This window comes from Gluconobacter albidus (genome assembly GCF_002005485.1).
Taxonomy (GTDB): domain Bacteria; phylum Pseudomonadota; class Alphaproteobacteria; order Acetobacterales; family Acetobacteraceae; genus Gluconobacter; species Gluconobacter albidus.
Window position 1 is genome coordinate 1,986,709 of record NZ_CP014689.1, and the last position, 26,178, is coordinate 2,012,886.

General features: G+C 53.7%; 23 protein-coding genes. 9 read left to right on the forward strand and 14 right to left on the reverse strand.

Annotated elements, in window-relative coordinates; translation table 11 throughout:
• Window positions 1–100 precede the first annotated feature (100 nt).
• The 3 genes from minD to A0U94_RS09140 are packed head-to-tail and all read left to right on the forward strand — an operon-like array spanning window position 101 to window position 1,613.
• Window positions 101–913 carry a septum site-determining protein MinD gene (minD, locus tag A0U94_RS09130; protein ID WP_062027254.1) on the forward strand — a complete coding sequence of 271 codons (813 nt, stop codon included), beginning with the start codon at window positions 101–103 and terminating at the stop codon, window positions 911–913.
• Between the two features lie 4 nt (window positions 914–917).
• Window positions 918–1,199, forward strand: coding sequence for a cell division topological specificity factor MinE (minE, locus tag A0U94_RS09135; protein WP_062027252.1), 282 nt, complete (start codon window positions 918–920; stop codon window positions 1,197–1,199).
• A gap of 54 nt (window positions 1,200–1,253) precedes the next feature.
• On the forward strand, window positions 1,254–1,613 hold the full coding sequence (locus tag A0U94_RS09140; RefSeq protein ID WP_062027250.1) for a YidB family protein: 360 nt from the start codon (window positions 1,254–1,256) through the stop codon (window positions 1,611–1,613).
• A gap of 73 nt (window positions 1,614–1,686) precedes the next feature.
• Here the strand turns inward: A0U94_RS09140 and A0U94_RS09145 are convergent, their stop codons facing one another.
• Window positions 1,687–2,883 (reverse strand): SMP-30/gluconolactonase/LRE family protein, encoded by a 1,197-nt coding sequence (locus tag A0U94_RS09145; RefSeq protein ID WP_077803920.1) that lies wholly within the window; start codon window positions 2,881–2,883, stop codon window positions 1,687–1,689.
• Between the two features lie 176 nt (window positions 2,884–3,059).
• Between A0U94_RS09145 and A0U94_RS09150 the strand changes: the two genes are divergently transcribed.
• Window positions 3,060–5,579, forward strand: coding sequence for a TonB-dependent receptor plug domain-containing protein (locus tag A0U94_RS09150; RefSeq protein ID WP_077803148.1), 2,520 nt, complete (start codon window positions 3,060–3,062; stop codon window positions 5,577–5,579).
• A gap of 53 nt (window positions 5,580–5,632) precedes the next feature.
• Here A0U94_RS09150 and holA read toward each other — a convergent pair whose 3' ends face one another.
• From holA to A0U94_RS09175, 5 genes are all read right to left on the reverse strand, one after another.
• Complete coding sequence (gene holA, locus A0U94_RS09155) at window positions 5,633–6,634, reverse strand: DNA polymerase III subunit delta (RefSeq protein WP_077803921.1); 1,002 nt, start codon at window positions 6,632–6,634, stop codon at window positions 5,633–5,635.
• Window positions 6,635–6,637: 3 nt separating this feature from the next.
• A complete protein-coding gene (locus A0U94_RS09160) occupies window positions 6,638–7,309 on the reverse strand; it encodes a hypothetical protein (protein ID WP_062110014.1) in 672 nt (223 codons plus the stop codon).
• Complete coding sequence (gene leuS / locus A0U94_RS09165; protein WP_077803149.1) at window positions 7,309–9,906, reverse strand: leucine--tRNA ligase; 2,598 nt, start codon at window positions 9,904–9,906, stop codon at window positions 7,309–7,311. Before leuS ends, A0U94_RS09160 begins: the two co-directional genes overlap by 1 nt.
• Window positions 9,907–9,913: 7 nt before the next feature.
• The gene (locus A0U94_RS09170) at window positions 9,914–10,432 is read right to left on the reverse strand and encodes a DUF3576 domain-containing protein (protein ID WP_062110006.1); all 519 of its coding nucleotides are present in this window, start codon (window positions 10,430–10,432) and stop codon (window positions 9,914–9,916) included.
• 132 nt (window positions 10,433–10,564) lie between these two features.
• On the reverse strand, window positions 10,565–12,673 hold the full coding sequence (locus tag A0U94_RS09175; protein WP_208611625.1) for an AfsR/SARP family transcriptional regulator: 2,109 nt from the start codon (window positions 12,671–12,673) through the stop codon (window positions 10,565–10,567).
• 537 nt (window positions 12,674–13,210) lie between these two features.
• Between A0U94_RS09175 and A0U94_RS15915 the strand changes: the two genes are divergently transcribed.
• Window positions 13,211–13,351, forward strand: coding sequence for a hypothetical protein (locus tag A0U94_RS15915; protein WP_156474566.1), 141 nt, complete (start codon window positions 13,211–13,213; stop codon window positions 13,349–13,351).
• Between the two features lie 223 nt (window positions 13,352–13,574).
• Window positions 13,575–15,482, forward strand: a complete 1,908-nt coding sequence (acs, locus tag A0U94_RS09180; protein ID WP_077803151.1) for an acetate--CoA ligase — start codon at window positions 13,575–13,577, stop codon at window positions 15,480–15,482.
• Between the two features lie 20 nt (window positions 15,483–15,502).
• On the opposite strand, the gene A0U94_RS09185 is transcribed toward acs, so the two are convergent.
• On the reverse strand, window positions 15,503–15,865 hold the full coding sequence (locus A0U94_RS09185) for a hypothetical protein (RefSeq protein WP_244177985.1): 363 nt from the start codon (window positions 15,863–15,865) through the stop codon (window positions 15,503–15,505).
• 111 nt (window positions 15,866–15,976) lie between these two features.
• On the opposite strand from A0U94_RS09185, the gene A0U94_RS09190 reads away from it, so the two are divergent.
• The 3 genes from A0U94_RS09190 to A0U94_RS09200 are packed head-to-tail and all read left to right on the forward strand — an operon-like array spanning window position 15,977 to window position 18,390.
• Entirely contained in the window at window positions 15,977–16,957 is a 981-nt protein-coding gene (locus A0U94_RS09190) for an AEC family transporter (protein WP_062028054.1), read from the forward strand.
• Window positions 16,954–17,427, forward strand: a complete 474-nt coding sequence (locus A0U94_RS09195; protein ID WP_077803152.1) for a low molecular weight protein-tyrosine-phosphatase — start codon at window positions 16,954–16,956, stop codon at window positions 17,425–17,427. Before A0U94_RS09190 ends, A0U94_RS09195 begins: the two co-directional genes overlap by 4 nt.
• A gap of 30 nt (window positions 17,428–17,457) precedes the next feature.
• The gene (locus A0U94_RS09200) at window positions 17,458–18,390 is read left to right on the forward strand and encodes a 2-hydroxyacid dehydrogenase (RefSeq protein WP_077803153.1); all 933 of its coding nucleotides are present in this window, start codon (window positions 17,458–17,460) and stop codon (window positions 18,388–18,390) included.
• Window positions 18,391–18,392: 2 nt separating this feature from the next.
• Here the strand turns inward: A0U94_RS09200 and A0U94_RS09205 are convergent, their stop codons facing one another.
• The 7 genes from A0U94_RS09205 to A0U94_RS09235 all read right to left on the reverse strand — a co-directional run bounded on the left by A0U94_RS09205 (window position 18,393) and on the right by A0U94_RS09235 (window position 26,167).
• Entirely contained in the window at window positions 18,393–19,151 is a 759-nt protein-coding gene (locus tag A0U94_RS09205; protein ID WP_062028050.1) for an NAD kinase, read from the reverse strand.
• 255 nt (window positions 19,152–19,406) lie between these two features.
• Window positions 19,407–21,542, reverse strand: a complete 2,136-nt coding sequence (flhA, locus tag A0U94_RS09210) for a flagellar biosynthesis protein FlhA (RefSeq protein WP_077803154.1) — start codon at window positions 21,540–21,542, stop codon at window positions 19,407–19,409.
• Window positions 21,543–21,580: 38 nt separating this feature from the next.
• Entirely contained in the window at window positions 21,581–21,874 is a 294-nt protein-coding gene (fliN, locus tag A0U94_RS09215) for a flagellar motor switch protein FliN (protein WP_408735625.1), read from the reverse strand.
• A 16-nt stretch (window positions 21,875–21,890) separates the two neighbouring features.
• Window positions 21,891–22,568 carry a hypothetical protein gene (locus tag A0U94_RS09220; protein WP_077803156.1) on the reverse strand — a complete coding sequence of 226 codons (678 nt, stop codon included), beginning with the start codon at window positions 22,566–22,568 and terminating at the stop codon, window positions 21,891–21,893.
• The gene (locus A0U94_RS09225) at window positions 22,568–23,581 is read right to left on the reverse strand and encodes a flagellar motor switch protein FliG (RefSeq protein WP_077803923.1); all 1,014 of its coding nucleotides are present in this window, start codon (window positions 23,579–23,581) and stop codon (window positions 22,568–22,570) included. Before A0U94_RS09225 ends, A0U94_RS09220 begins: the two co-directional genes overlap by 1 nt.
• Window positions 23,578–25,257 (reverse strand): flagellar basal-body MS-ring/collar protein FliF, encoded by a 1,680-nt coding sequence (gene fliF / locus A0U94_RS09230; protein ID WP_077803922.1) that lies wholly within the window; start codon window positions 25,255–25,257, stop codon window positions 23,578–23,580. The genes A0U94_RS09225 and fliF overlap by 4 nt, the downstream gene beginning before the upstream one ends.
• Window positions 25,258–25,432: 175 nt before the next feature.
• Window positions 25,433–26,167 (reverse strand): flagellar hook assembly protein FlgD, encoded by a 735-nt coding sequence (locus A0U94_RS09235; RefSeq protein WP_077803924.1) that lies wholly within the window; start codon window positions 26,165–26,167, stop codon window positions 25,433–25,435.
• Between the last annotated feature and the right edge of the window lie 11 nt (window positions 26,168–26,178).

Genomic DNA, 26,178 nt, shown 5'->3' on the forward strand with positions numbered 1-26,178 from the left:
GGTTGCCGCGGGGTGTAAAACATTCATAGAATAAGAAATCGGCCCGCGTTGGCCTGTTACAGGCAGGCGCAGACCGAAGAGACGTTTTTCTGGAGTATTCATGTCCAAGGTTCTGGTTGTCACTTCCGGCAAGGGTGGCGTCGGCAAGACGACATCAACCGCCGCGCTCGGCGCCGCTCTCGCTCAGAGCGGGCAGAATGTGGTGGTGGTTGATTTCGATGTCGGGCTGCGGAACCTTGACCTGGTCATGGGCGCCGAGCGCCGGGTGGTTTTCGATCTCATCAACGTCGTACAGGGCGATGCCCGCCTGTCGCAGGCGCTGATCCGCGACAAGCGTTGTGAGACGCTGTCGATCCTTCCGGCCTCCCAGACCCGGGACAAGGACGCTCTGACCTCCGAGGGCGTGGCCCGCGTGATGGACGAGCTTCGCGAGAAGTTCGACTGGGTGATCTGCGACAGCCCGGCCGGCATCGAACGTGGCGCACAGCTTGCCATGTATCATGCCGATATGGCCGTGATCGTCACCAATCCCGAAGTCAGCTCGGTGCGTGACTCCGACCGGATCATCGGCCTGCTCGACAGCAAGACCAAAAAGGCCGAACAGGGCGAGAAGGTCGACAAGCACCTGCTTCTGACCCGCTACGACCCGGCCCGCGCTGCGCGCAAGGAAATGCTGAGCGTCGAAGACGTGCTCGAAATCCTGTCCATCCCGCTGCTGGGCATTGTTCCGGAAAGCGAGGATGTGTTGAAATCCTCCAATGTCGGCGCGCCTGTCACTCTGGCTGCGCCCACGAGCCTTCCTGCCCGCGCCTATTTCGAAGCTGCCCGTCGCCTGAGCGGCGAGAAGCTCGAAGTCTCGGTTCCAGTCGAAAAGCGCGGTTTCCTTGACTGGCTTTTCAAGAGGGACGCATGAGTTCATGAGTTTTCTCGCAAATATTTTCGCACGACGCCAGCAGTCCAGCAGCGTCGCCAAGGATCGGCTCCAGATCCTGCTCGCTCATGAACGCAGTTCGGGGGGAGAAAGCGGTGAGTCCGACCTGATCCGCCAGCTTCACAAGGAAATCATGGAAGTCATCGCGCGCCATGTCGCCGTCGATCAGGACAAGGTCCAGATCAAGGTTGATCGTGGCAGTGGCTGCTCCATGCTCGAAATCGACGTCGAGGTTCCGCAGGAACTCAGCGGCAAGCGGACTTCCTAACACTGCACCAACTGCGGCCCGAAACGCCGCGCCTGAAAGAACGGAACAACACGGATGAGCGGCTTTCTCGGAAACCTCATGAACCAGGCTGTGGGCGCGATCGGCGGCCAGCTTGGCGATAAATTCGGCGGCAGCATCGGCGAATTCCTCAAAGGTGACGGCCTTAACATGCTGCTGAGCCAGGCCCAGAGCGCCGGGCTGACCGACAAGATCCACTCCTGGATCGGCAATGGCGAGAACCTGCCCATCACCACCGACGAGTTGCGCAGCCTTCTGACGGACCAGCAGATCCAGACGATCGTGGCCAAGACGGGCCTGCCCGCCGGGACAATCCTTCCTGCGCTGGCACAGCTTCTCCCGGCTGCCGTGGACAAGCACACTCCGGAAGGTCAGGCACCGTCAACAACGGCCTGATACCCGGTTCAGACATACAGGTCTGCAGACGTCCCGGGGGATGAATTCCGCCGGGGCGTTTTGCGTTTCGGGTTCAGGCTTTCTGCCCTTTTGGAACCGCATCATAGGGCTGCGGCTGTTCGATCGGGAAACGGACCAGCAGGTAGGGCGTGACCCGGCGATCCTTGCCGCCATTGAACGACGCCAGACGGTTCCACTGCCCGAACGTGCAATAGACATGATCCGCCGTTGCGAAAATTCCGTCCGGTGACAGGGCGCGTGGATCACGGAGCATCATTGTGAAAGAGCCATCCTGATCGCGTCTCAGGATGCAGTCATGTTCGTAATTGGTCGTATAAAGACGGTCATGGTCATCCAGCGCCAGTCCGTCCGCCACTCCTTTTTCGCCTTCGTCGCGTATAGCAGGCGCCAGGACGGTATCGTCTGACGTCGGGTCTGCCAGAAGGTCCACAGGCAGGCTGTAGAGCCGACGGCTGGTCAGGGGCGAGAAATAGAGATTTTTTTCGTCTTTCGTCAGGGCAATGCCGTCCACGCCTCCAGAGACCAGTTGCGGATGTCCGGGGAGGTAACGGCGCGGCTCGCCCTCGACAATGGCCATGAACCCGGCTTCCGGAAGAATGGCAGGATGGGTGGTCAGAACCCGCCGCGCCTGCTGGGTGGCGACATCAACGATTACGAGGGCAGGTTTTGTGCCGAAAGACGAGTCCGTCACGAAAACGGTCCCCTGAGCGCCGTGCGACAGTGAGACCCGCAGGTCGTTCATGTGACTGTCCGGCAGCAGGGCGGGCGCCTTGAGGATGATGTTGTGAGCGACCCGGTTTGTCGTCGGGTCGATACAGACGATCTTGGCAGCTCCGGGCTGCAGTGGATGTCCGGCGCGCTTGCCGTCATCAATCACCCAGAGCCGTCCCTGACGGTCTGTCGTCATGCCGTGGACAGAAACAAGGCACTTTGCCGGAACGGCCCCCGGAAGGCTCATCTCGGGACTTGGATAAGGCACGACCTTTCCGTCCACCAGTTCGCCGAGCGTGGCACCCTTGTGATCCACGGCGTGGCGGGGAAAGCCGACAAAGGTCCGGCCGTCCGGAAGCACCACGATCCCGGACGGACCGGGGCCATCGAACCGGGCCACAATGTCGAGTTCTCCGTAGGGGCCGGTTCCGTTGTCCTCGTTTCCGGCCGTCTGTGCCTGAGCAGCCGGCAGGGCTGCCGAAACCGCAAGAGACGCTGGGGCTGCCGAAGCTGCCCGCAGGAAATGACGTCGTTTCATGCGCACTCTCCGAAATTCATTTTCAAAACAAACCGTTTCCATAACGCCCGAACCGTGTAAGGAACGCCACAGGCCCTGCAAAATGTGATCGGAATTTTCCCGGAACCGGAAAATTATGTTGACCTTGCGCAAATACGAACCAATTTTGTGGCTCATATAAAATACTAACTTATTGCGTGGTAAAAGTGCTGACCCAGCTTTCCCTTCGTCATCTGACCCTTCTGGGGACCTCCCTTCTCGGCTCTACATTCCTTCTCGTCACTTCTGAAAGCCGTGCTGCTACGCCGCAGCCGGCCCCGGCGCATTCTGCTCCGAGCACGCACAAGCCGGTCCGCGCCACTCCGGTGACCAGAAAAGCGAAGCCTGCCCAGACCCCACGGCCTGAAACCGAGGTTGCGGGGGGTACGGAAGCGGTCGTTGTGACGGGAACGCGCGAGTTCGGCAAAAAGGCGCGGGATTCGATCGCCCCGGTCGATATTGTGACGAACCGTCAGTTGACGGGGACGGGTCAGCCCACGCTGCGTGACTCCCTGGCGCTGCTGCTGCCTTCCCTGACCGTTCCCACAGGGGGCTTCGATGCCGGTGCCCTGACCGACAGCATTTCGCTGCGTGGCCTCAACCCCAACGAGACGCTCGTGCTCGTGGATGGCAAGCGGCGACACACCACGGCCAATATCTACGCAGATGGCGGACCGGCGCAGGGGTCCACACCTGTCGATATCGACATGATCCCCATGGCCATGATCGACCATATCGAAGTCCTGCGCGACGGTGCGTCCGCCCAGTATGGCTCCGACGCCATTGCGGGGGTGGTCAACATCATCCTCAAGAAGCAGAATCATGGTCTAACCATGCGTTCGAACACCGGGATCACGAGCGAAGGCGACGGTTTCCAGCAGGGCGTGTTCATTGATGGCGGCCTGAACCTGAACAATCGCGGTTTTGTTCATATCGGTGGCGATTTCGTCCATCAGGATCACACCTTCCGGTCCGGGAATGACAACCGCACCCACACCGACGTCAACCAGCTTTTGGGACAGCCCGAGCAGACGCGTGAAAGCGTTGCCGTCAATGCGGGCTATGACATCACCGATGATATTCAGGCCTATGCCGGTGCGACCTATGCGCATCGTCATGCGGAATCCTACCAGAACTACCGCCTGCCCTCGTCACTCGCCAAATATCCCGGCTATGCGGCGATCTATCCTTATGGCTATTCGCCCATCGAGGCTCTGGAAGAAGACGATTACGAACTCACGGCTGGTCTGAAAGGCACGCTGGCGGGCTGGCACTGGGACGTGTCGTCGGTCTTTGGTCGGGACTATGATGCCGTGAATGCCGAAAGCACCACGAATGTGGGGCTATACACAGCCACGGGCGAGACACCGACATCTTTCGCTGCACAGTCCTTTAACAACACGCAGTGGACAAACAGCGTCGACCTCAGCCGCAAGTTCCACACGTCGTTCTGGCCGTATGCCATCAATGTCGCGGGCGGCGCGTCCTATCGCTATGAAGCCTATGCGATCGGAACCGGCTCTCCGGCCAGCTACAAGTACTCCAGCTCGGACGGCTTTCCCGGCACCAACCCGGCCAATGCCGGAAAATGGTCCCGTGACGTTGCGGCGGGCTATCTCGACATCTCCACCAACCTGATGAAGCACTGGCAGGTCGATCTGGCCGGGCGTGTCGAGCATTACACGGATGTCGGCAACACCAAGACTGGCAAGGTCTCGACCCGTTACGATTTCAGCCCACGCTTTGCGATCCGCGGCACATTCAGCAATGGTTTCCATGCCCCGACGCTGGCGCAGGAACATTATTCCGCGCTGTCTGTCTCGCCGACCGCTGCCAGTGGCATCATCGCGGCAAACTCTGCTGGCGCACTCGCCAATGGCGCATCGGCATTGAAATCGGAATCCTCCACGAGCGCCGAAGGCGGCATCATTGTCGAGCCGGTCAAGAAGCTGCACGTCACTGTTGATGTGTACCAGATCGACCTGCGGGACCGGATTATGCCGGGTGGGTCCATCTACGGATCTCAGGCTCATAGCGCGCTTGAAATGGACGGGTTCAATCTGCCCCCGGGATCTGAAAACTGGACGGGCAGCCAGCTTGCCACGCACTGGTTTGCCAATGTCGCCAATACGCGGACGCAGGGACTTGACCTGACGGCGACCTATCCGACCAACTTCGGGCGTTATGGCCATGCGGACTGGGATGTTGCGATCAATCTGAACCGGACGCGCCTGCGCCATCAGGCAACCAGCACGACCGGAGCGCCGCTTCTGACCGCGCAGTATATCGCTTACATCACCACCGCGTACCCACGCAGCAAGATCATCTTCGGCGGTACCTGGCATTCCGCGCGCAACAAATGGGCGGTTTCCGTCCATGAGATCCGTTATGGCGAGACGACGTCTCAGCTCACCTATTATACCGGGCCGTATACCTACTCCACGAGCCACTACCTGGAGTTCCAGAATGTGCCGAAATGGACGACGAACGCCTCCGTGACCTACAATATCAGTCCCAAATGGAGCGCCACGATCGGGGGGAACAACATTTTCGCCAAGTTCCCGTCGGTTGTTCCTGAAGGAAACCGCTATCTCGGCGTGCCCAAGTACTACATGAGCACGTCGCAGCTCGGCATGAATGGCGGGTATTATTATCTGGACGTTTCAGCACGCTTCTGAGCAGGTCCGGGGAATGCGGAAAGAATGCCGCATTCCCCGATCCAATACCTAAATCAGGCTTTCCGCACCGTACAAAGCGACGCGATATGGCGTCTGCATAGCGCCATATCAGGCGAAGCACTCTGCTTGCAGGCCAGTTCGAAAGCCTGCGTTTCCCGTGCTGCCAGTGCGAGCGCCGGGAGAGACCAGCGATCCAGTGCCAGACCGAAAGCCGCTGTACGTTTGAAGAATACAGGCGGCTTCAGGGATTTCATGGCTTCGGCTCGTCCCTGACCATCCTGCACAGCCTGCGCGACTTTCTGAAGCCGTACCAGCACACCCAGAACCGTTCGCGCCACCGCAACGGGATTTGCACCGTCAGCCAATGCCCGCTCGAGAGCCTGATCGGCCATCATGCGATTTCCGCATAAAGCTGAAAACGCTGCATCTTCCAGTGAATTTCCGCCGGCATCGCCGACACAGTCCTGAACGGCCTGCAGATCAAGACGGCCATTCGGACCGGCATACAGCAGAAGTTTTTCGACTTCGCCTCGCACCCCGCTCCGGTCGGCCCCCAACACCCCCAGAAGCCAGATGAGGGCATCACGGTCGATAGTAACGCCCGCCTGAGCGAGCGCTTCCGTCACGGTCTGGGAAAGGGCCCGCCCCTCTTCCGGATAGCAGGCGATGGACGCCACCTGTTTGTGGGCCTCCGCCAGAGCACGCAGCTTCGAGCGTGCCGTCACTCCCGAAGCCTCGATAACGATCAGAGCATCCGTACTGGCGTCCAATACCCGCTTGAACTGGGGAGCGAGGCTGTCCTGCCCGTCCCGCACCCAGACGACGCGTCGCCCTCCGATCAGGGAGAGCGCAGTGGCTTCTTCTTCAAGACGATCCTGCGTTTCCCGATCAAGCTGCGCCACCTGAAACGGATCATCCGTCGTTCCAGCAACCCGCCTGACCGCCTGCGCAGCCCGCTCCCGGATGAGGCCGGTATCGTCTCCATGAAGCACGATAGCCCGCCAAGAGCCGGCATCGTCCAGTGTCCGCCCGATATTCCGTGCGTCGATTTTCACCACTTACTGGGCGGATGTACTGGTCGTGCTACGGGACAGACGGCCAGTGGCAGAGGCGGGGAAGCCGTCAACGCCAGTCCGGTCCGTAGCCGCATTCCCGTTGTCGTCAGGCATACGGTCGGTGTTCAGATAACGCGGCAGCTCATCAGGCGCCGCTTTCTCTGGCATGTTGTGACTGCGGAACCAGATCGCCAGCTGCTGCGTCACGGTCTGTGCCAGCGTGTCGGAAACACGCGCCTGAAGGGTTTCATCATTCAGGGTCTGGGCGAAATACTGCTCGAAGCTCGTATTGAAACCATCCAGCGTCGTCGCATCGCCCTGCGCCAGCAGGCGCGGGTTCTGCTCCACCGTGATGAGAACCCAGTGCGCCGAGCCTGTGCTTCGCGTCCGGCCTGACGTATTGTCCTGGTGGATGTCGACTGCTTCCTCATTCATGCCGGAATAGACTTTCAGCATGTATTTATGAGGATCTTCCGGCCCGGCGCCTGCCAGATTTTTCTGCAAGGCCAGACGCAGCAGCTGGCCGTAACGCCCCGGAATGTTGTCCACATAAACCTGGGCCAACTCTTCCGACATGTCGGATTTCGGGGTCAGCTTTCCGTAGAGGGGTGAGAAACCACACCCCCCCAGCAGAAGAAAAGCCGTGAGCAGAAAAGTGCCGCGCCGGTCTGACATCACCCGGCCACCACGAAGTTGACGATCCGGTTCGGAACATGGATTTCCTTCACCAGACGCTTCCCTTCCAAAAGACGGGCCACGTTCGGCTCGCGTTTGGCAGCAGCAAGCACATCGTCCTTCGGTGCATCCGGCGGAACCTCAATGGTCCCACGCAGCTTGCCGAGGATCTGTACACCGATCGTCACACTCTGGACGGCAAGCCACTGGTCCTCGGCTTCAGGCCAGGGGCGGTCCACAACCAGCGCACTTCCCGGCTCGAGAACTGCCATCATGTCTTCGGCAAGATGCGGCATCATCGGTGCGGTCAGCAGACACAGAACGCGCGCTGCCTCACGACGGGTCGCCGCAATGCCGTCTCCTTCGAGACGCTCGGCCTCCGCCAACGCCGAGGTGAGTTCATGCAGGCGCGCCACAGCAACATTTGGTGTGAAAGCCTCAAGAGCTTCACCAACCGCAGCGATTGTCCGATGCGTGATGCGGCGCAGGTCTTCACCGGTCGCACCGTGGACGCTCTCGGCGGCATCGCGAGCCGCGACCGAGGCGACAAGACGATGCAATCTCTGACCGAAACGGGCAGCAGCCGCGACGCCGGAAGCTGTCCACTCCATATCCCTCTCGGGCGGGCTATCGGACAGAACAAACCAGCGGGCCGTGTCGGCGCCATAGTGCTCAATGATATCGACGGGCGACACCGTATTGCGCTTGGATTTGGACATTTTTTCAGAGCGGCCGATCTGCACCGGCGCTCCGGTATCCCGCCGCACCACCGTGTCACCACGACGTTCGACTTCCTCGGGATATAGCCAGCCGCTCTCGTCGCGGTAGCTCTCATGCGTCACCATGCCTTGCGTGAAAAGACCGGCAAACGGTTCGTCCACATCCAGATGGCCGGTTTCATGCATGGCCCGGGTGAAGAACCGTGCGTAGAGCAGATGCAGGATCGCGTGTTCGATACCGCCGATATACTGATCAACGGGGAGCCATCCGTTCGCCGCCGCCGGCACTGTTGGGGTCTCGGCATGAGGGCTGGTGAAGCGGGCGAAATACCACGAGCTATCAACGAAGGTATCGAATGTATCCGTTTCCCGGACAGCCGCCTTTCCGCAATGCGGGCAGCTCACATGCTTCCAGGTCGGATGATGGTCGAGCGGATTCCCCGGACGGTCAAAGGTCACGTCTTCGGGCAGGATGACGGGAAGCTGATCGTCGGGAACGGGAACCGGACCACAGGTCTCGCAGTGAATGATGGGGATCGGGCAGCCCCAGTAGCGCTGACGTGAAATGCCCCAGTCGCGCAGACGCCAGTTCACGACGCCCTTTCCGGCACCCAGACCTTCAAGGCGTTCAATAACTTTCGTACGAGCTGCCGCGGGGTCCAGTCCATCCAGGAAGCCTGAATTGAACAGGGTTACATCGCCCGAAACGGCCTTCTTGCCCAGAACAAAGGTCTCGGCGTCCTGTCCGGTAGGCAACAGGACCTGCGGAACCGGCAGGTCGTATTTACGGGCAAAATCAAGGTCGCGCTGATCGCCACAGGGACAGCCGAAAACCGCGCCAGTCCCGTAATCCATCAGGACGAAATTGGCAATCCAGACGGGAGCCGTCTTTTCGGGATCGAGAGGATTGGCAACGCGCAGTCCGGTATCAAAGCCACGTTTTTCAGCAGCTTCGATCACCTCTTCCGAGGTCCCGAGACGACGGCACTCCTCAATAAAGGCGGCGGCCTGCGGGTTCGCTTCAGCAATTTTGCGGGCAAGCGGATGCTCAGCCGAAATACCGACAAAGCTCAGACCGAACAGGGTGTCAGGGCGCGTGGTAAAGACCTCAATGCTGTCGAGATCTTCGTCATAGCCAACGGGCGGCTGATGGAGGGCAAAACGGACCCGCGCGCCCTCGGAGCGACCGATCCAGCGTTCCTGCATCGTCCGGACGCGCTCAGGCCACCGATCTAGCGTTTTAAGGTCATCCAGCAGAGGCTGGGCAAATTTCGTGATCTTCAGGAACCACTGGGAGAGCTTTTTTTTCTCGATCAGAGCTCCCGAGCGCCAGCCCCGGCCCTCAACGACCTGTTCATTTGCAAGAACCGTCTCATCGACCGGATCCCAGTTGACCAGTGAGTCCCGGCGTTCAACCAACCCGGCCGCCAGCATGTCGACGAACAGCTTCTGCTGTTTACCGTAATACTCGGGAAGGCAGGTCGCGATTTCACGATCCCAGTCCAGAGAAAAACCCAGACGCTGAAGTGTGCCCCGCATGGTTGCGATGTTGTCCATCGTCCATTTCCCGGGATGAACATTGCGCTCACGCGCCGCATTTTCCGCGGGAAGGCCGAAGGCGTCCCAGCCCATCGGATGCATGACAGCAAATCCGCGGGCCCGCTTGTAGCGTGCGACCACGTCGCCAAGCGTATAGTTCCGGACATGCCCCACGTGAAGCTGCCCGGATGGATACGGGAACATCTCCAGCACATAGTACTTCGGACGATCGGCGGGAGGAACATCAGGAACTGCAAAAGTATTCCGGCGCTTCCATTCGTTCTGCCAGAAGGGTTCACGGTTCTGGAAATCGAATGCGGGGGCTGGGGTATCGTTCATGTCTGGCTCAGTTGTCCCGCTCGCCATTTTCGGCACGCAGCTGACGTGCACGCGTCAAGATACGGGTGGTGATATCGGAGGTTGTGGTGGCGGAAACGGGGGTGTCTTCCCACTGTCCATCCTGAAGAACCTGCCGGAAGACGGAAACCCGCAGGGCATCCGAACGCAGGCGCCGGTCCAGGACGTAGGCCGCAATCTTGAAACGCTCGTTCTGACTGGCGGAAGGCTGATACCAGTCCGTCAGAATGACGCCACCCACGGCATCGGCAGATGCCAGTGGCATAAACGACAGCGTATCAATCGCGCCGCGCCACAGATAGGCATTAACCCCGCCGCGAAGCTCGTCGGCGCCGCCTTCAGCTCCCCGGTCCACGCCCAGAAGATGATTGCGCGGGGCGGTCAGGGTGCTGGGATCACGTCCACCACCGCAGGCGGAAAGCGCGGTAAGAGCCAGACATCCAAGGGCAAAGCGGGCCGCTGGTCTGTGAAAGGGTCGAAGAACGGTCAACTGGATGCGAGACATCATGGGTGGTCCTGCGGGCCGCGCCAGGGCCGGTCACGAGCAAGGATACAGACTGGCGAGGCCTGTAGCCGGCAACTTCTTGAGTGTTCATATCGCGACGGCGCCGTAAGGCCAAGCACCTGAGAGAAGATGTCCCTAGCCTGCGACCACACCTGCCTGACGCAGTATCTCAGCCAGTCTCGTCTGCTGCACAGGTTTTGCAAACGTAAAGCGGCTGACAACTTTGGAAATCGTCAGGTCAGGCACCAGACGAAGAAGGTGACGGCAGACCTGTTGGGCCTCTTCGGGGAAAGTCCCCACTTCAGTCAAGGCGATAAGATAGTACACCAGAGCGCTCGGGCAGGACGGATACAGGCCGGAGATCAAACGCCCCATTGCAATGACGTCCTGATACTCTTCACCCAACAGCAGAACCATCATGAAAACAGGCCGCAGAAGTTCAAGGAACTGAGAACGGCATCCGTTCTCCAGAAGGACCTTCACGCTGCAGTTTGCTGATTTGATGTCTCCCTGCAGAAGATTCATGACGACACCCGCCATCAGGATGTCAGGAGAATCCAGATGATTTCTGTCGTTGCGAGCGATACCCGCCATTGCGTTCTGAACGACTGATACAGCCATGGAATGTTTGGCGGGGTCATACATGAGGTATGCGGCCAGCAGGACTTCAACCGCATGCAAGTCTGGCATCAGCGCGACAGCCGCACGCACACTTCGCAATCCACGGGTGAAAATGGCGTCAGCTTCCACACCCCATTCGTTCTGGAAGCGGATATAACAGTACATCGCATCAATAAGAGCGATTGTCCCATCATCCTTTTCAAGATCGACAGCGCATTCCAGAAGAGAATCAATCCGCCCGAAGAGCGAAGAATCATGCCGCAGCAACAGTGTGAAAGCTCTCAGCGCCATACCCAGTGGAGACAGTTCGCTGTCCGGGCGCCCCGCAATACGCCGGGCCTCCGCAACGAAAATACTCCACTGCATGGCCTGCGCAGGAGCCATGATGCTGCTTTGGGCCTGCTCTGGAGCCAAAGACGGGAAGTCATAATGCGTTCCCCAGATGATGACACCGTAGCGTCGGGCATCCAGCACGCGCAGGATAAGACGGCTCTCAGCCCCCTCAGCCCCTGCGCGCAGATTTCCGGAGATAATATAGTCCGCGCCGAGCGCCTGATACATCATCGCGGCGTTGACAGTGTCAGACGGGGGCAGCCCGGGAGACGAAACAATATCAAAGGTTCCCATATTTACGAACATGAGTTCCAGTTGATCCCGCAAAACTTCTCCATGCTGCAGAAGCTTTTCATCGGCACATGAGGGCGCCAGAAAAACCAGAGAAATCTTTCGCGGCTCTCCCGCAGGGCCATGCGAGGAAGCATAATGCAATGGCAGGACCAGCATTGGATCTGGTCGCTGCATGGGAATGGAAACGGACGTATCCGGACCGGGTGTGGACACGGCCGTCTGGGATGAGGTCTTCAGGAGTTCGCTACTGGAACTCTCAGTGCCGATACCATTAATCAGCGTCTGGGTTGCCGGGGCAAGAATATGCCCTTCGACGCCGCCGAAGATGCACACCATCTGATCTGCAAGCGCCGCTGCGCGTGCCTGATCTCCACGACGAAGGGCAGTCTGTACTCTGGCTCGCCAGGCGACCTCATTGAGACTGTCGAACCGCAGAAGGCGTTCAGCCATCTCTGCAACCTGATCTGGATCCGTCAGTTCCCTGACAGCGCCTTCATAAAGCTGTTGAAGATGAGCGGTCAGACGCTCCCTCTGCTGGTTGATCCACTCATCGAGCGCGGGATCCACGCCTACCAGTTCGCCAAGCAGCGGTTCATCCGGCAAAGCCACACTGTCGATTGTCCGAAGACTGGCTGTCAGAAGCCTTTCCGCATCCACGGAGGTCAGTGCAGGCTTCAGGGCGAGGGCATGTCGCTGAACGTCGATAACGTCCACGCCCAAGGGATTCAAAGCATCCAGAAGACGATGGATTTCCTGCCTCAGGGAGGCGCGGGCCATGTCTTCGGGACGCTGGCTCCACAACAGTTCAGCCAGCCGGGAACGCAAAACAGGCTTTCGGTCGGAAAGAGCAAGAATGGCCAGAAGGGCGCGCGTTTTGCCCCCAACAGGCAGCACGCTCTCTCCCGTCAGGGTTTTCGCCTCCATCTGGCCGATCAGCTTCAGCCGCAGGAGGGTAGGGTCAGCCTCTCGGGCATGACGGGCCGAGCTGTCCATCATCTTCATCATCCCCACAGTCAGCGCCCCGTTGCCGAAAGCACAGAACCATCAAACCGCTTCAATATATCGCCGCAAGCAACGCAGATCATGGCCATTCTTAAACCTGTCAAACCTGCACAACCCCTTAGTCAAGAGAGATATCTGTAGGATGCCAGACGCGGATGCGCTCTATCCTACCCAGGATTTGGACTACCAGAAAAAACAGATCCCCTCCCCCTTGGCAGGAAAGAGGCATGGTGCAAGGCCGTAGCAGAAGCACCGCCTCCAAGAATACCCGCAAAAGGTTTAGATAGCCTAAACAAACGCCGTCATTCTCCCTTTAACCGCACACCAATCTCATGACAGCTCCGATTGTCCAGCCTCTCATAACGCATCGCTGAGGGGGGCCGTGATGATGCTCTTCCCTGAAGATAAAACAGACATGGTTGCAGAAACAGCATACCCACTATATGATTTTGATGGTTTGTCCGCGTAGCTCAGCAGGATAGAGCACAGGATTCCTAAGGTTTTGAATTGGGCGCCATGATGGGAAACCGCATGGTGGATTTGCTCAAATTCGGGGAACGCTCTGATCATCTCGATCGTGCCAATCCCGAGCCAAGCGTTCCGGTGCGCTGGAACGAAGGTGTAGAGACTGTACGGGCAACACCTTGGCTGCGGTTTCCGCAGTCGTGGTGAAGAGACAGTCCAGACCACGAACATGCTTCGCGGCATGGCGGTGAAAGCCGAAGTGGTAAGAATCCTGGGGCCGGAGGTTCGAATCCTCTCGCGGACACCACCATCCCTTGGGAGCTTTTCTGCAAGAAGGCAGAAATTCTCCCTGTTTCAGAACCTGTAAGCCAAATATATAACAGCAGCCTGCTCTGTGGCATCTGCTTTTTGTGCGTAAGGTTTCAGGTTCATGCCCTCCTCTTCTCACTCTCATTCGTTCCGCCTGACACCGACGGATTATAGCGCTCTGGTGGAACGGGCGACTGCCGGGCCCGAACTTTACTGGAAGCGTGAAAGCGAGAGACTGTCCTGGAACACCGCGCCGACGCACGCCCAGTGCGAGAAGCAGAGCTGGTTTGCCGGTGGGATGCTCAATGCAAGCGTCAACTGCCTGGACCGCCACCTCGAAACCCGCGGCGATCAGAAGGCCCTGGTCTGGCAGGCTGAGGACGCCGGACGCGTGCTGACTTTCACGTATAAGACCCTTTACGAACATGTCTGCCGGATGGCGAATGTCCTGCGGGATCAGGGCATTCAGGCAGGCGATCGTGTTGCCATTCATCTGCCTTCCGTTCCTGAAGGCCTGATCGCCATGCTCGCCTGTGCCCGGATTGGCGCGATCCATGTGGTTCTCTTCGGCGGGTTTTCTCCCGAAGCCATTGCTGACAGATTGGCTGACAGCGGTGCTGCTCTGGTGATCACAGCCAATGTCGGGCGACGGGGCGCCAAAAGGATTCCGTTCAAGGCCACACTGGACGCGGCCCTCGACCTCCGGCCGGAAACCCTTGCCGTCAACGCTGTTCTGGTAGTAGGCGTGACGGACGACGAGGTCGGTATGAAACCTGGGCGGGACAGATGGCTTGCCCCCCTTCTTGAAAAGGCCGTATCTGACTGCGCGCCCCAGAACATGCCATCCTCGGCTCCGCTGTTCCTGCTTTACACTTCGGGAAGCACCGGCAAGCCCAAGGGCGTCGTGCATGGCACCGGTGGCTATCTGGTATGGGCGTCCTACACGCATGAACTGGTGTTTGATCATCAGGACGGAGACATCTTCTGGTGCACGGCTGATATCGGCTGGATCACGGGCCACACTTACGGCGTTTACGGGCCCTTGCTGAACGGCGGGACGGTTCTGTTGTTCGAGGGCATGCCGTCCTCTCCGGCGCCAGGTCGCTGGTGGAATGTGATTCAGGATCACAAGGTCACGACGTTCTATACGTCTCCGACAGCCATCCGTGCGCTTATGCGGGAAGGCGATGCTGTCGTGCAGCGTTACGACCTGTCTTCGCTACGTGTTCTGGGGACTGTGGGCGAGCCGATCAGCCAGGAAGCCTGGTCCTGGTTCAATGACCATGTCGGTGGCGGGCGCTGCGCTTTCGTTGACACCTGGTGGCAGACTGAAAGCGGCGGCATCATGATTTCTCCCGTTCCGGGGGCCGTTCGTGAAAAACCTGCCTCAGCAACGCTCCCCCTCCCCGGCGTGCATCCTGTTCTTCTGGACGAAAAGGGTACGCCGCGGGAAGGCGCCACAGAGGGCGTGCTTTGCCTCAAGGGTTCGTGGCCTGGACGCGCCCTCTCCATCTGGAACGATGATGGTCTTTTCGAGCGCACCTATCTTCAGCCTTATCCGGGATACTATTTCACGGGTGACGGCGCACGCCGTGACGAAGACGGGTATTACTGGATTACCGGGCGGGTGGATGACGTCATCAATGTCTCGGGACACCGGATCGGCTCTGCTGAAATCGAAGATGCGCTGGCGACTGAAGTGACCATTGCGGAGAGTGCCGCAATCGGCATCCCGCATGACCTCAAAGGACAGGGGATTGTTGTTTACGTCGTCCCGCGCGATAACGCGCCCGACGACCTTCACATCCGGGCGGCGAAAGCGATTACGTCGAAAGTGGGTCGCTATGCGGCGCCCGAGCGGATCCATGTCGTGCCGGACCTTCCCAAGACCCGTTCGGGGAAAAGCGTCCGGCGTCTTCTCCGCAAGATCGCCTGTGGCGAGACTGAAGGGTTTGGCGATCTGTCCACTCTCGCCGATCCCGAGATCGTGGAAGTACTGATCCGCATCATCCAGACGCCCCAAGACTGACTGTTCAGAACTGGCGGGGTTCAGACATCAGTCGTTGCACTCGATGTCTGAACCGGGATGAGCGCATCGCTCAGAACGCCGAAGACAACATGCATGAAATAGACGGAAAACGCGGCCACCAGCAGAACGGCAAACAGTTTTCCAAAAACCCGGAACGCCCCCAGGATCAATCCACCTAGAAGCAGAAACAGCAGAACCGTCTGGACCTGCCCCTGTATTCCAAGACTGCCCAGCACGGAACGGGCCATGACCTCGATGATGGCCACGCCGGCCACCACAACGCCCAGCAGGCCAAGGATCAGACCCCACAACGTATCGAGTATGGATTGCATCACGTAATCTGGCACCGACAGAAAGAGGACAAGATCACTCCACAAAGCCATTCTCCGCGGCTTTGGTCAACTGTCATCTGCAGCAGGGATAGACGAATGTGAGGGTGACCGTTACGAAAGGTGATCTTTTCCTGACCGGATTTCTGATTTCATGAGTCAATTATGACGAATTCGCCTGCCCTGCTGCTGACGATCGTTCAGTCCATTCTCCCGATTCTCGTGACATTGGGCTTTGGCTATTTCGCGGCATACCGAAAAGATTTTGACGCCCAGCAGGCTGGTGTTCTGACACGTCTGGTCATGCTGTATGCACTTCCGCTGGAACTGCTGGTTTCCATCCTCAGCACGCCGCGCGGTCAGGTTCTGGCGGCAGGACCCGTTGCCGCCCTGATCCTGCTGGCCATGGTTGGGGGCTATGGGCTGATCTTTGCCATCCTGCGCGGCCTCCTGAAACGCCGCCTCGGGGAAGCGGCACTGATCGCAATGACCATCACCGGCCCATCCGTCCCTTTCATTGGCATTCCCGTTCTGGGTCAGATTTTCGGTCCTGCCAGTTCCGTGCCGATTTCAATCGCATCTTTGGCCATGAATCTGGTTCAGCTCCCGATCACACTGATCCTGATGGGGCATGACCGAGGCAGCAACCACCGCGTTGGAAATGACAGCGAAGCCCGCAATGATTTCCGCGAACTATTCGGACATCTGATACATTCATGCCGCGAACCCGTGGTGTGGGTGCCCATGATGGCTCTTGTTCTAGTCAGTGCAGGGGCTTTCCTGCCCCAGTTTCTCAAAGGCTCGCTTCAGCTTCTTGGACGTACGACAGGCGGTGCGGCGCTCTTCGCCTCAGGTGTGGTTCTTTTCACCCGTCAGGTAAAGTTCAGCCCTCTGGTGGGGGTCATTGTCAGTGTCCGGAACGTTGTCATTCCCGGCATCATTTATGCACTGGCCCGGCTATGGCATCTGCCCCTGCCTGCACTGCAGGAGAGCGTCCTGACGATGGCCATTCCCAGCGCCTCCATCAATGTTATCCTCGCCATGCGATATCATGTTCTGGAACGTGAAATTGCATCCGTTCTGTTCTTCGGGACGTTATCTTCAATCTTCACCATGGCGTTTTTCATTTGGCTGACAGGTGCATGAACAGTTTTCTTTTTGTCTGTACGGGCAACATCTGCCGCTCTCCTCTCGCTGAACTCGTCATGCGCCGGGAAGCGCGGGAACGCGGCTTGAACCTCGATATCGACTCTGCGGGGACAGGACACTGGAATCTGGGCGAGGCTCCGGATCCACGTGCCTGTGCGATAGCGACCCTGAAAGGGCTGGACGCATCTCCGCTCCGCGCGCGCCTCGTGACAGAGCAGGATTTCAGCCGTTTTGATCATATTATTGCCTTGGACCGTTCCCACCTCACAGCTCTCAGAAAAATGCAGCCGCGTCATTCAAGGGCCCGTCTTTCACTGATGCTGGACCACCTTCCCAATCGAATCGGACAGGACGTTCTTGATCCTTATTATGGACCTGAAGAAGGCTTCATCCGAACCTGGGAAGACGTCGAGGCCGCTTGTGTCGCACTTGCAAACGCTACTCTAGGACCGCACCCCAAAGATTGATGGTGCGGCAAATCAATAACGGAGAATTTCATGTCATCCAGACCCGGCATTCTGACAATTGATCCGATTCTCCCGTTTATGAAAGAACGGCTGGAACAGTTTTTTGACCTCCATCCATACACGTCACTTGAAGAGCTGAAAGTTGTTGCTCCTGTCATTCGCGGGATCACGACAGGAGGCGGTTCAGGTGTTCCTGCCGCCATCATGAACGCCCTGCCCAATCTTGAAGTCGTTTCTGTCAATGGCGTAGGGACCGATCGCATTGATCTTCAGGAAGCAAAGCGTAGAAACATCCGCGTTGCCACGACCCAGGGCACCCTGACAGATGATGTAGCTGATATGGCCGTTGTTCTGATGATGACGGTGATGCGGGATGTCGTGAACAATGACCGGTTCGTCCGGGCGGGAAACTGGCCCAATTCGCCCCTTCCCCTGAGCCGTAGTCTTACAAAGAAAAAGGCTGGCATCGCGGGGTTTGGCCACATAGGACAGGCCATTGCTAAACGTGTCTCGGCTTTCGGCATGGAAGTGGCCTATTTCAATTCCCATGCAAAACCTGAAACCGCTTACCGTTTCGAGCCAGATCTGAAAGCACTTGCAGAGTGGTGTGATGTCCTGATCCTGGCAGTCTCAGGAGGGCCACGTTCTGCAAACATGATCAATGGCGACGTCCTGACATGCTTGGGCAAAAATGGGGTCCTGATCAATATCGCCCGAGGCACAGTAGTAGATGAAGAAGCACTTCTGGTAGCCTTGAAGGAAAAAAGGATTGCTGGCGCCGGTCTGGACGTTTTTCAGAACGAACCCAACATCAACCCTGCTTTTTTCACTCTTCCGAACACTGTTCTGCAAGCCCATCAGGCCTCAGCGACCCTAGAAACCCGGACAGCAATGGGCAATCTGGTTGTCGAGAACCTGATCGCCTATTTCACTGATGGAAAGCTCCTGACTCCCGTCATTTGAGCTCAAGCTACGAACTGTTCGGCAATGATCCGCTCTGAAAGGCCGTGATCAGGATCGAACAGGATCGTAGCCTTCCGGCTGCGGTCTTCCCGCACTACGACCTCGGCCACATCCCGAATTTCTGTAAAATCTGCTACGGCCGCGGTCGATCGTTTTTCCGTATCCAGAAGTGTGAGCTTTACGACAGCAGTCGACGGCAAAAGAGCCCCCCGCCAGCGTCGGGGACGAAAAGCGGAAATTGGCGTGAGAGGAAGGATATTGGAGCTCAACGGCACAATAGGTCCATGAGCAGAAAGATTATAGGCCGTAGAGCCTGCAGGAGTGGAAACAATAATTCCATCGCAAATTAGTTCTTCAAGACGCGTTCGGCCATCGATTTCAATTTTTATACGGGACGTCTGTCTCGTTTGTCTGAAAAGAAAAACATCATTAAACGCCAATGCGCTTCTAACCGCCCCGGAAGCGGTCGTAGCAGTCATGTGTAAAGGATGAAGAACCGAAGGCTGAGCATTTTCAAGACGACGCAACAGGTCCTCTTCATTGGCAGCATTCATCAAAAAACCAACAGTCCCGTAATTCATTCCATAAATGGCAATACTTCTATCCAGAACCTTATGAAGCGCTTCAAGCATGAAGCCATCTCCCCCCAGACAAACAACAAAATCAGCGTTATGAATCTGGGAATTTCCATACCTCTGCGAGAGCCGCTCTAAAGCTAACTGAGCGGTGTCGTTAGAGGAGGCAACAAAATGAATTTTCATACTCGCAGTCATATCAATCTGGATTCCGCTAGGAACACTCTCGCATCAGCAAAGAGTTTAGCAGGTTCTTGCTTCCAAATGGGAGAGAGGAGAAGGCGCCGCACTCAGCTAACTCAAGGTGGCACTCAACACTGGGAAGCAGGAATTTTTAGAAATTAATATGTGACAAGAAAAAATATACCAAAGTTATATCATAAAAATACTCCAATAAAAACAAAATACAATCATTCACAAACAATATAAACTTAAATTATACTACAATATAGTCCCGGAATTTATGATTTTAGCCCTAGAAAACAGTTCTTCTTGAGATAAAACACTAACGGTAGGCTGAATTCTCTCTACTATACGCCTCAGAGGAAGTCTAAGGTTACGAGACGTTAATATTACTGGTATCCTTCCTTCTTTCGAAGAGGACTCAAAAGAATACTTCAAACTTGAAACAAATCTTTGCATCTGGGAAGGCGAAAAATTAATTTGTTTTTCTTCGATCGAAGCAGACAAACTCTCATAGGCAGCCAATTCCCACTCGGGACTAAGAGATAACACTGGTATATACCCTTGGGCATTCATCACAGATGAGCTGATTTGACGCGCCAATCTAATTCGAACATGCGCGACCAGTGCTGCAACTGTTTTGAATCCTTGACCGTAACCTTCTTGAATCGCCTCCAAGATACCCGTTAAGTCTCTAATAGAAACTTTTTCATCAAGAAGAGACTGTAACACTCTTTGAATAATACTCACAGAAACCTGCGAAGGAACAAGATCAGCGACTAATTTCTGCTGATCTCTAGGCATGCCATCCAGTAATTTTTGCGTCTCAGAATAGGATAAAAGGTCTGCCATGTTCTCTTTAACCAGCTCGGTTAAATGAGTAATAATAACACTTGCTGGATCTACGACAGTGTATCCTTGAATTATGGCATTTTCACGTAAATTTTGATCTATCCACAATGCAGGTAAGCCAAAGGCAGGTTCTTTGGTTTTTTCACCTTCAATATTAGGCGCTCCTCCTTGAGGATTCATAGCCAAAAGTTTATTAATTTTGATTTCACCCCGTCCCACTTCTATTTCTTTGATACAAACTGAATAATAATCAGGAGGTAAAACTAAATTATCTTGAATGCGAACGGGCGGCAGTACAAAACCCATATCACTAGCAATATTCCTTCGTAATATTTTAATTTTTTCGGTTAGACGAGCGCTTTCTCCATTGGCTATCGCCAACAAATTAAAGCCCAATTCCAATCTTAATAAATCAACCTTAAGGCTTTCCGAAATTGGTGCGTCAGCTTGAACAGTAGTCTCAGGCACTACAATAGCGTCCGCCTCTGTATCGCCATTAGAAATAGGGGAATTATACCTGAACCACGCTCCCATTGCTGATAAAACTGCAAGGAAAAGAAACGGAAAGGTTGGCAATCCGGGCATGAGCGCTAAAACCAATGAACAACCGGCAGCTAAAGCAAGTGGCTTAGGATTTCCGCCTAATTGCCTGACAAGAGCAACATCTGCCCCCCCCTCAGTCCCTCCTTTTGTTACTACAATACCGGAGGCCGTAGAGACCAAAAGCGCTGGTATCTGGGACACTAGCCCATCACCGATCGTTAATGTTGTAAATGCGGTAGCGGCATCTGATATAGACATACCATGACGAATAATGCCTATCGTTAACCCGCCAACAATATTAATAGCTGTTATTATCAAACTGGCGATAGCATCTCCACGAACAAATTTCGCGGCTCCATCCATTGCTCCGTAAAAACCGCTTTCTTCTTCAAGTTCTTTTCGTTTTTTTCTAGCAACAACATCAGTGATGGCTCCTGAAGACAACTCGGCGTCAATTGCCATCTGTTTTCCAGGCATGGAGTCCAAAGAGAATCGAGCCGCTACCTCCGCAATTCTTCCTGATCCCTTTGTAATAACCATAAAGTTAACAACAAGAAGAATAGAAAATAATATAGCGCCGATAGCGACATCTCCCCCCATGAGAAATCCGCCAAAAGCTGCAACGACATGACCTGCAGCATATGTTCCTTCATAGCCGTGACTCAAAATCAGACGTGTTGTTGCCACTTCCAAAGAAAGACGCAGCAATGTTGTCAGTAGCAACAAGGTTGGGAAGGACGTAAAATCTAAAGGCTTATTTAAAAATAATGCCACCATCAAAACCAATATTGATGATGTAACTGAGAGAGATAATCCAATATCCAAAACAAATGTAGGTAACGGCAAAACAAGTATAGAAAGCAATGCCGCAACAGACAGTGCCAAACCGACATCAGATCCGGGGAAAAATCTCTTAAAGGAGGATAATTTCGAATTTATATTAAATTTATCAAAAATATCCTTCAATGCAGAAGAAAAATTATAATTAATACTATTCATTTTCTTCTAAATTTCCAAAAATAAAGACGATTACCATTTTATTTTTCTGACTTAACAATTTCAGTCATTGTAACGCCTAAACGCGTTTCATCTACCATGACCACTTCTCCTCTTGCAATTAGACGGTTATTAACAAGTATATCAATGGGATCACCAATTTTGCGATCCAACTCGACAACTGCTCCACGTCCCAATCTCAATAGCTGGTTTATAGGCATTGCGGACCTACCCAACACTACGCTTATAGCTACCGGGACATCGTAAATAGCCTCTAAGTCATTAGGTGATTTAACTTCGGAAACATCAGGAGAGAAAAAGTCTTCTCCTTCCATCTCAAAGTTTTTTTTATCATTCTCCAGCATTTTTTCTATTCCCTCTCTGACAAGCAAGCATGATTTCAGAAGTTATTTTTTCCACATATTTATTTGCATTCCGCGACAAAGCCCCAAAATCCCAATAAATCTCAAAATCTCCATTTTCCAATGTTTCATCTAATCTAAAATTTAATCTTTCTTTAAAGAAATCTGGTATTAACTTTTCTATTGTAATAAAAAATTCTTTAGAAGAACTTAATTTAAAATTATTATTTTTATTTATTAGTGGATACAATTTTTGTAAAATAATTTCCGATTCCTCCATTCCATATTTAACGAATAAATTAGGAAACACAGCTTGTATACAGGTCAGCACTGCAAATGCTACTTCTTGATAAAATTTGTTTTCTTGATTTTGAATTTTCTTCTCTATGGATGAAATTTCGGATATGAAATAATTTTTTAATTCTTTTTCTGTGTTAATTTTTTCTTTTTCTATATCGTATTCTTTTTTTCCTTTCTTTAATCCATCCTGAAAGCCTTTATTATAGTATTCATTTAAAATATCTTGAGAAATTACATTTTCTTTTTCTAAAACTGGAGATATAGATTGATCCTCTAACGTATTATTTTTTTTATTTTCTATTTCTCCAAAATCCTCAGCATATAAATTTCCTATTTTTTTTTGCGTTTCCAAAGATTGCTTAGCCATCAAACGATCATTTCATTTCCTGGCTGTTCTTGATCAATCAGATCGATCTCTCCACGATCCACCAAATCTTTAGCAACGATGAGAATTTCATTTTGTGCTATATCAACGTCCTTCACTCGGACAGGACCAAGATCTTCAATTTCATCCAACAGAATACGTCCTGCCCGATCAGACATAGATGCCAGAAATGCTTGACGCAGCCTATCACTTGCACCCTTCAGTGCTAATGGCAGACTTTCCCGAGGAATTTGATTCAATAACGTTATCAAACCCTCTCCGGACAGATTCACAAGTTCTTCAAACGTAAACATGAGGCTCTTAATTTGTTCAGCATCTTCTTGGCTACGTTGCTCCAAAGCAGTCATAAAACGATTTTCGAGCCTTCTATCAAAATTATTAAATATATCAGCTAATACTTCGTGGCTATTACGATTTACCCCTCGAGGCAGGTTAGAAACGAATTCTGACCTCAAAGTTTTTTCGATGCTCTGGATTACGCTTTTTTGTATCGTTTCTGTTTTTAGCATTCTTATCATAATATCTAGAGAGAACTCTTCCGGGAAAAGTGCCAATACTTTAGCTGAATGAGAAGGTTTTATTCTACTCAAGATGACAGATACTGTTTGCGGATATTCGTTTTTTAAGTAATTAGCAAGTACAGCTTCTGGTACATTCCCTAATTTATCCCACATTGTCCGGCCCGCAGGACCGCGAATTTCTTCCATAATCGCCGCTGCTCTATTGGCTGGAAGCGCATTCTTGAGAAGTTTTTCTGTACTTTCAAGATCCCCAACCACTCCTTCAGCAGTTCCTAAACCTTGGCTGAATTCATGACATACTTTTTCCACAATATTTGATGATACAATACCAAGCTGAGCCATTGCTGAAGAAACTTCTCTGATTTCTTCCTCATGCATTTGTTCAAATAACCTAGAGCAATTTTCTTCACCCAGCGCCATCATCAAGATGGCAGCCTTCTGCACACCTGAGATATTTTTTTCCATATCCATTATCTCGATGCTCCTTCTTGGGCAGGCATTAACCACCCTCTCACTAAAGAAATACTTTCTGCAGGGTGTGTTTCTACGAGATCTATGACTTTTTGTACGGATGATGCTCTAATTCTGCCTTGCACTCCATTAACAGAAACAGTTTCTTCATCAACCAAGTCTCTTTCCCCATCGGGAACTGCAAGCAGTGGTAATTTTTGTCTACCCGACTGATTATCGGGGAGGTAAAGCGCGGCTTGGGAGGTTGAGGATAGAGATTGGGGCCCAGCTCCAGAAATTGAAGGGGCGAGAAGCCTTTCAGCCTTATTATCCCCGACTGGTTTCAATAAAGGGCGGACAACAAAAAATAATACCATTGCAAGGCAAAAAGCGAATAAACCAAATCTTACGGCTTCCATTTGGTTTGAGTGAGTGAAAAAATTTCCCCATCTGAAAACCTCGGGCCGCATTTCAGTTTCCATATCGGTAAACTTCATGGACATGACAGTTACCACGTCCCCGCGCCCCTGATCAAAACCAACTGCGCTTTTAGTCAACGCTGTTAGACGAGCCAGCTCTTCTTCATTGCGCGGCTGCCAAGAAGAATGACCTTTTCCATCAGCTTGAGTGATGCCATCGACCATCACTGCCATGCTGATACGTGCAATACGAGGTTGGTCCTGAATTAAAGTACGTACTGTTTTACCAATCTCATAATTGTTTGTCTGCTCCTGCCTATTGCTCTGGCTCCCGTTCTGCTGCTGTCCTGCATTCGCATTAGGAAGATTATTTGAAACTGTCGTATTAGCGGAGCCCTGAGTATTAATATTCTTTTCGCTTTTAGTTTGCTGAGAGCGCAAAACCTGCTGATCAGGATCGTAATTTTCCTGTGTTTCACGAACGTGATCATTGTTCATGGTAACATTCGCTTCTACACGAACGTGCCCAGGGCCAAGCGATGATCCCAACAGGTCCTCAACTTCGTGTGCAATGCGCTGTTCAAATACCTGACGCTGCTCTTCTAAGGACTGACCACCATTTACGCTTCCTTCTCCTTGCTTGAGCAGGACGTGGCCACGATTATCAATCAACGAGATATTGTGTGCATCCAATCCGGGAACTGCGGCGGCAACGAGATTAACAACTGCGGCAACATTTTCTTCATCAAGGCGGCGGCCGCCATCCATGGAAAGAAGTACGCTCGCCTGAGCGTTCTGCTCATCTGTTGAAAAAAGTTCCCTATGACGCAATACAAGGTGAACTCTGGCATTCTGCACCCCATGAATAAGGCGAATAGATCTTTCCAGCTCTCCTTCAAGGGCGCGGGTTTCATTAATAGTCTGTTCGAATTGAGTTGCGGTGAAGCTGTTACCCTTGTCAAAAATCTCATATCCAACTGAACCTCCAGACGGTAAACCTCCCTTAGCGAGAAGTAGCCTGGCACGCGCGACATCATCATCAGGTACCATGATCGTACTACCCTGATCCTGAAGACGATATTTGATATGGGCTTTTGAGAGCTGGTCTACAATTTCACCAGCTTCATGGGGTTCCAGATCACGATACAAGAGACCATTAGTGGCATTGATGCCATGCATGACCAGCACGCCCAACAGGATCAGCATTGAGACGCCAACGCCACCAAGAGCTGCCAGACGTGGGAGGCCGAGCTGCTTGAGGTTTTCCAGAAGAGCTTTCACTGATTGCTCTCTTTCCAATTTTTCAGAGAATCGTAATCGTTGCGATTCCTGTCAGAAAAACCTCCCTGCCCTGCCCACATACGAATCTGTTCCTAAAACTTTACTTTCGATAAACTCCATTGTGGGACAAAAAGGTTAATTCATGACTAACAATCGACCTCAGAGGCTCCTGAAATCAGGTACTTGAAAAGCCGGTCAGGTCGCTCATGTTGATGGTGGCACTACCCATATCAATATTAACCCCCGTGCTTCCCTTTGAAACGCCTGTAACCGTTCCTGTTACCGTAGTCGGAAGCGCAACACTGGTCCCGTCTGTTGAACTCCCTTCTACTGCCACAGTATAAGCGCCATTGCTTAGCTGTATCCCACTGTTATTTTTACCATCCCATGTCCAGGTATTTGTTCCAACTGAAGCATCAATTGTCTCGGATTTAACGACAGTCCCCGTACTATCCGTTATAGCGATCGCGACATCTCCAGCCTGAGGCGCAGTAAAAGACAAAGAGGCCGTCCCACTTTGCAATGGGAGACTGGAAGTACTGGCTGTCGTTGTTTTTCCGATAAGACTGACAGCAGAAGCCATCTGGTTATCCTGCGTCGCTGAAATCAAGCTCGTCAGGTTTGTATTGGTTTGCACCTGCTGTTGCACACCGGCAAACTGGGCCAATTCCGCAGTAAATGAATCAGTACTTGTCGGATTGCTGGGATCCTGATGCTGCAACTGCGTCGTTAACAGTGTGAGAAACTGATTAAAGTTTCCGCCCAGAGAAGACAAGGAGGAACTGCTTGAGCTGCTCGTTGCGGTGCTGGACGACGCAGCGGCATTCGTAGCGGCATTACTTTTGGCTGCGCTTATTGCCTGACTTAAAAGAGATGTACTGCCTGTTGTTGTGCCAACTGAAGAGACCATGATTTCAATCC

What these genes read in the sequence shown, in the direction of transcription:
- minE (WP_062027252.1), top strand. Translation starts at nt 918, where the DNA reads ATGAGTTTTCTCGCAAATATTTTCGCACGACGCCAGCAGTCCAGCAGC.
- leuS (WP_077803149.1), bottom strand. Translation starts at nt 9,906, where the DNA reads ATGAACGATACCCCAGCCCCCGCATTCGATTTCCAGAACCGTGAACCC.
- A0U94_RS09185 (WP_244177985.1), bottom strand. Translation starts at nt 15,865, where the DNA reads ATGGCTTTGTGGAGTGATCTTGTCCTCTTTCTGTCGGTGCCAGATTAC.
- A0U94_RS09235 (WP_077803924.1), bottom strand. Translation starts at nt 26,167, where the DNA reads ATGGTCTCTTCAGTTGGCACAACAACAGGCAGTACATCTCTTTTAAGT.
- A0U94_RS09190 (WP_062028054.1), top strand. Translation starts at nt 15,977, where the DNA reads ATGACGAATTCGCCTGCCCTGCTGCTGACGATCGTTCAGTCCATTCTC.
- A0U94_RS09160 (WP_062110014.1), bottom strand. Translation starts at nt 7,309, where the DNA reads ATGTCAGACCGGCGCGGCACTTTTCTGCTCACGGCTTTTCTTCTGCTG.
- A0U94_RS09175 (WP_208611625.1), bottom strand. Translation starts at nt 12,673, where the DNA reads ATGATGGACAGCTCGGCCCGTCATGCCCGAGAGGCTGACCCTACCCTC.
- A0U94_RS09205 (WP_062028050.1), bottom strand. Translation starts at nt 19,151, where the DNA reads ATGAAAATTCATTTTGTTGCCTCCTCTAACGACACCGCTCAGTTAGCT.
- A0U94_RS09200 (WP_077803153.1), top strand. Translation starts at nt 17,458, where the DNA reads ATGTCATCCAGACCCGGCATTCTGACAATTGATCCGATTCTCCCGTTT.
- A0U94_RS09220 (WP_077803156.1), bottom strand. Translation starts at nt 22,568, where the DNA reads ATGGCTAAGCAATCTTTGGAAACGCAAAAAAAAATAGGAAATTTATAT.
- A0U94_RS09140 (WP_062027250.1), top strand. Translation starts at nt 1,254, where the DNA reads ATGAGCGGCTTTCTCGGAAACCTCATGAACCAGGCTGTGGGCGCGATC.
- fliN (WP_408735625.1), bottom strand. Translation starts at nt 21,874, where the DNA reads ATGGAAGGAGAAGACTTTTTCTCTCCTGATGTTTCCGAAGTTAAATCA.
- minD (WP_062027254.1), top strand. Translation starts at nt 101, where the DNA reads ATGTCCAAGGTTCTGGTTGTCACTTCCGGCAAGGGTGGCGTCGGCAAG.
- A0U94_RS15915 (WP_156474566.1), top strand. Translation starts at nt 13,211, where the DNA reads ATGGTGGATTTGCTCAAATTCGGGGAACGCTCTGATCATCTCGATCGT.
- A0U94_RS09145 (WP_077803920.1), bottom strand. Translation starts at nt 2,883, where the DNA reads ATGAAACGACGTCATTTCCTGCGGGCAGCTTCGGCAGCCCCAGCGTCT.
- A0U94_RS09170 (WP_062110006.1), bottom strand. Translation starts at nt 10,432, where the DNA reads ATGATGTCTCGCATCCAGTTGACCGTTCTTCGACCCTTTCACAGACCA.
- acs (WP_077803151.1), top strand. Translation starts at nt 13,575, where the DNA reads ATGCCCTCCTCTTCTCACTCTCATTCGTTCCGCCTGACACCGACGGAT.
- flhA (WP_077803154.1), bottom strand. Translation starts at nt 21,542, where the DNA reads ATGAATAGTATTAATTATAATTTTTCTTCTGCATTGAAGGATATTTTT.
- A0U94_RS09195 (WP_077803152.1), top strand. Translation starts at nt 16,954, where the DNA reads ATGAACAGTTTTCTTTTTGTCTGTACGGGCAACATCTGCCGCTCTCCT.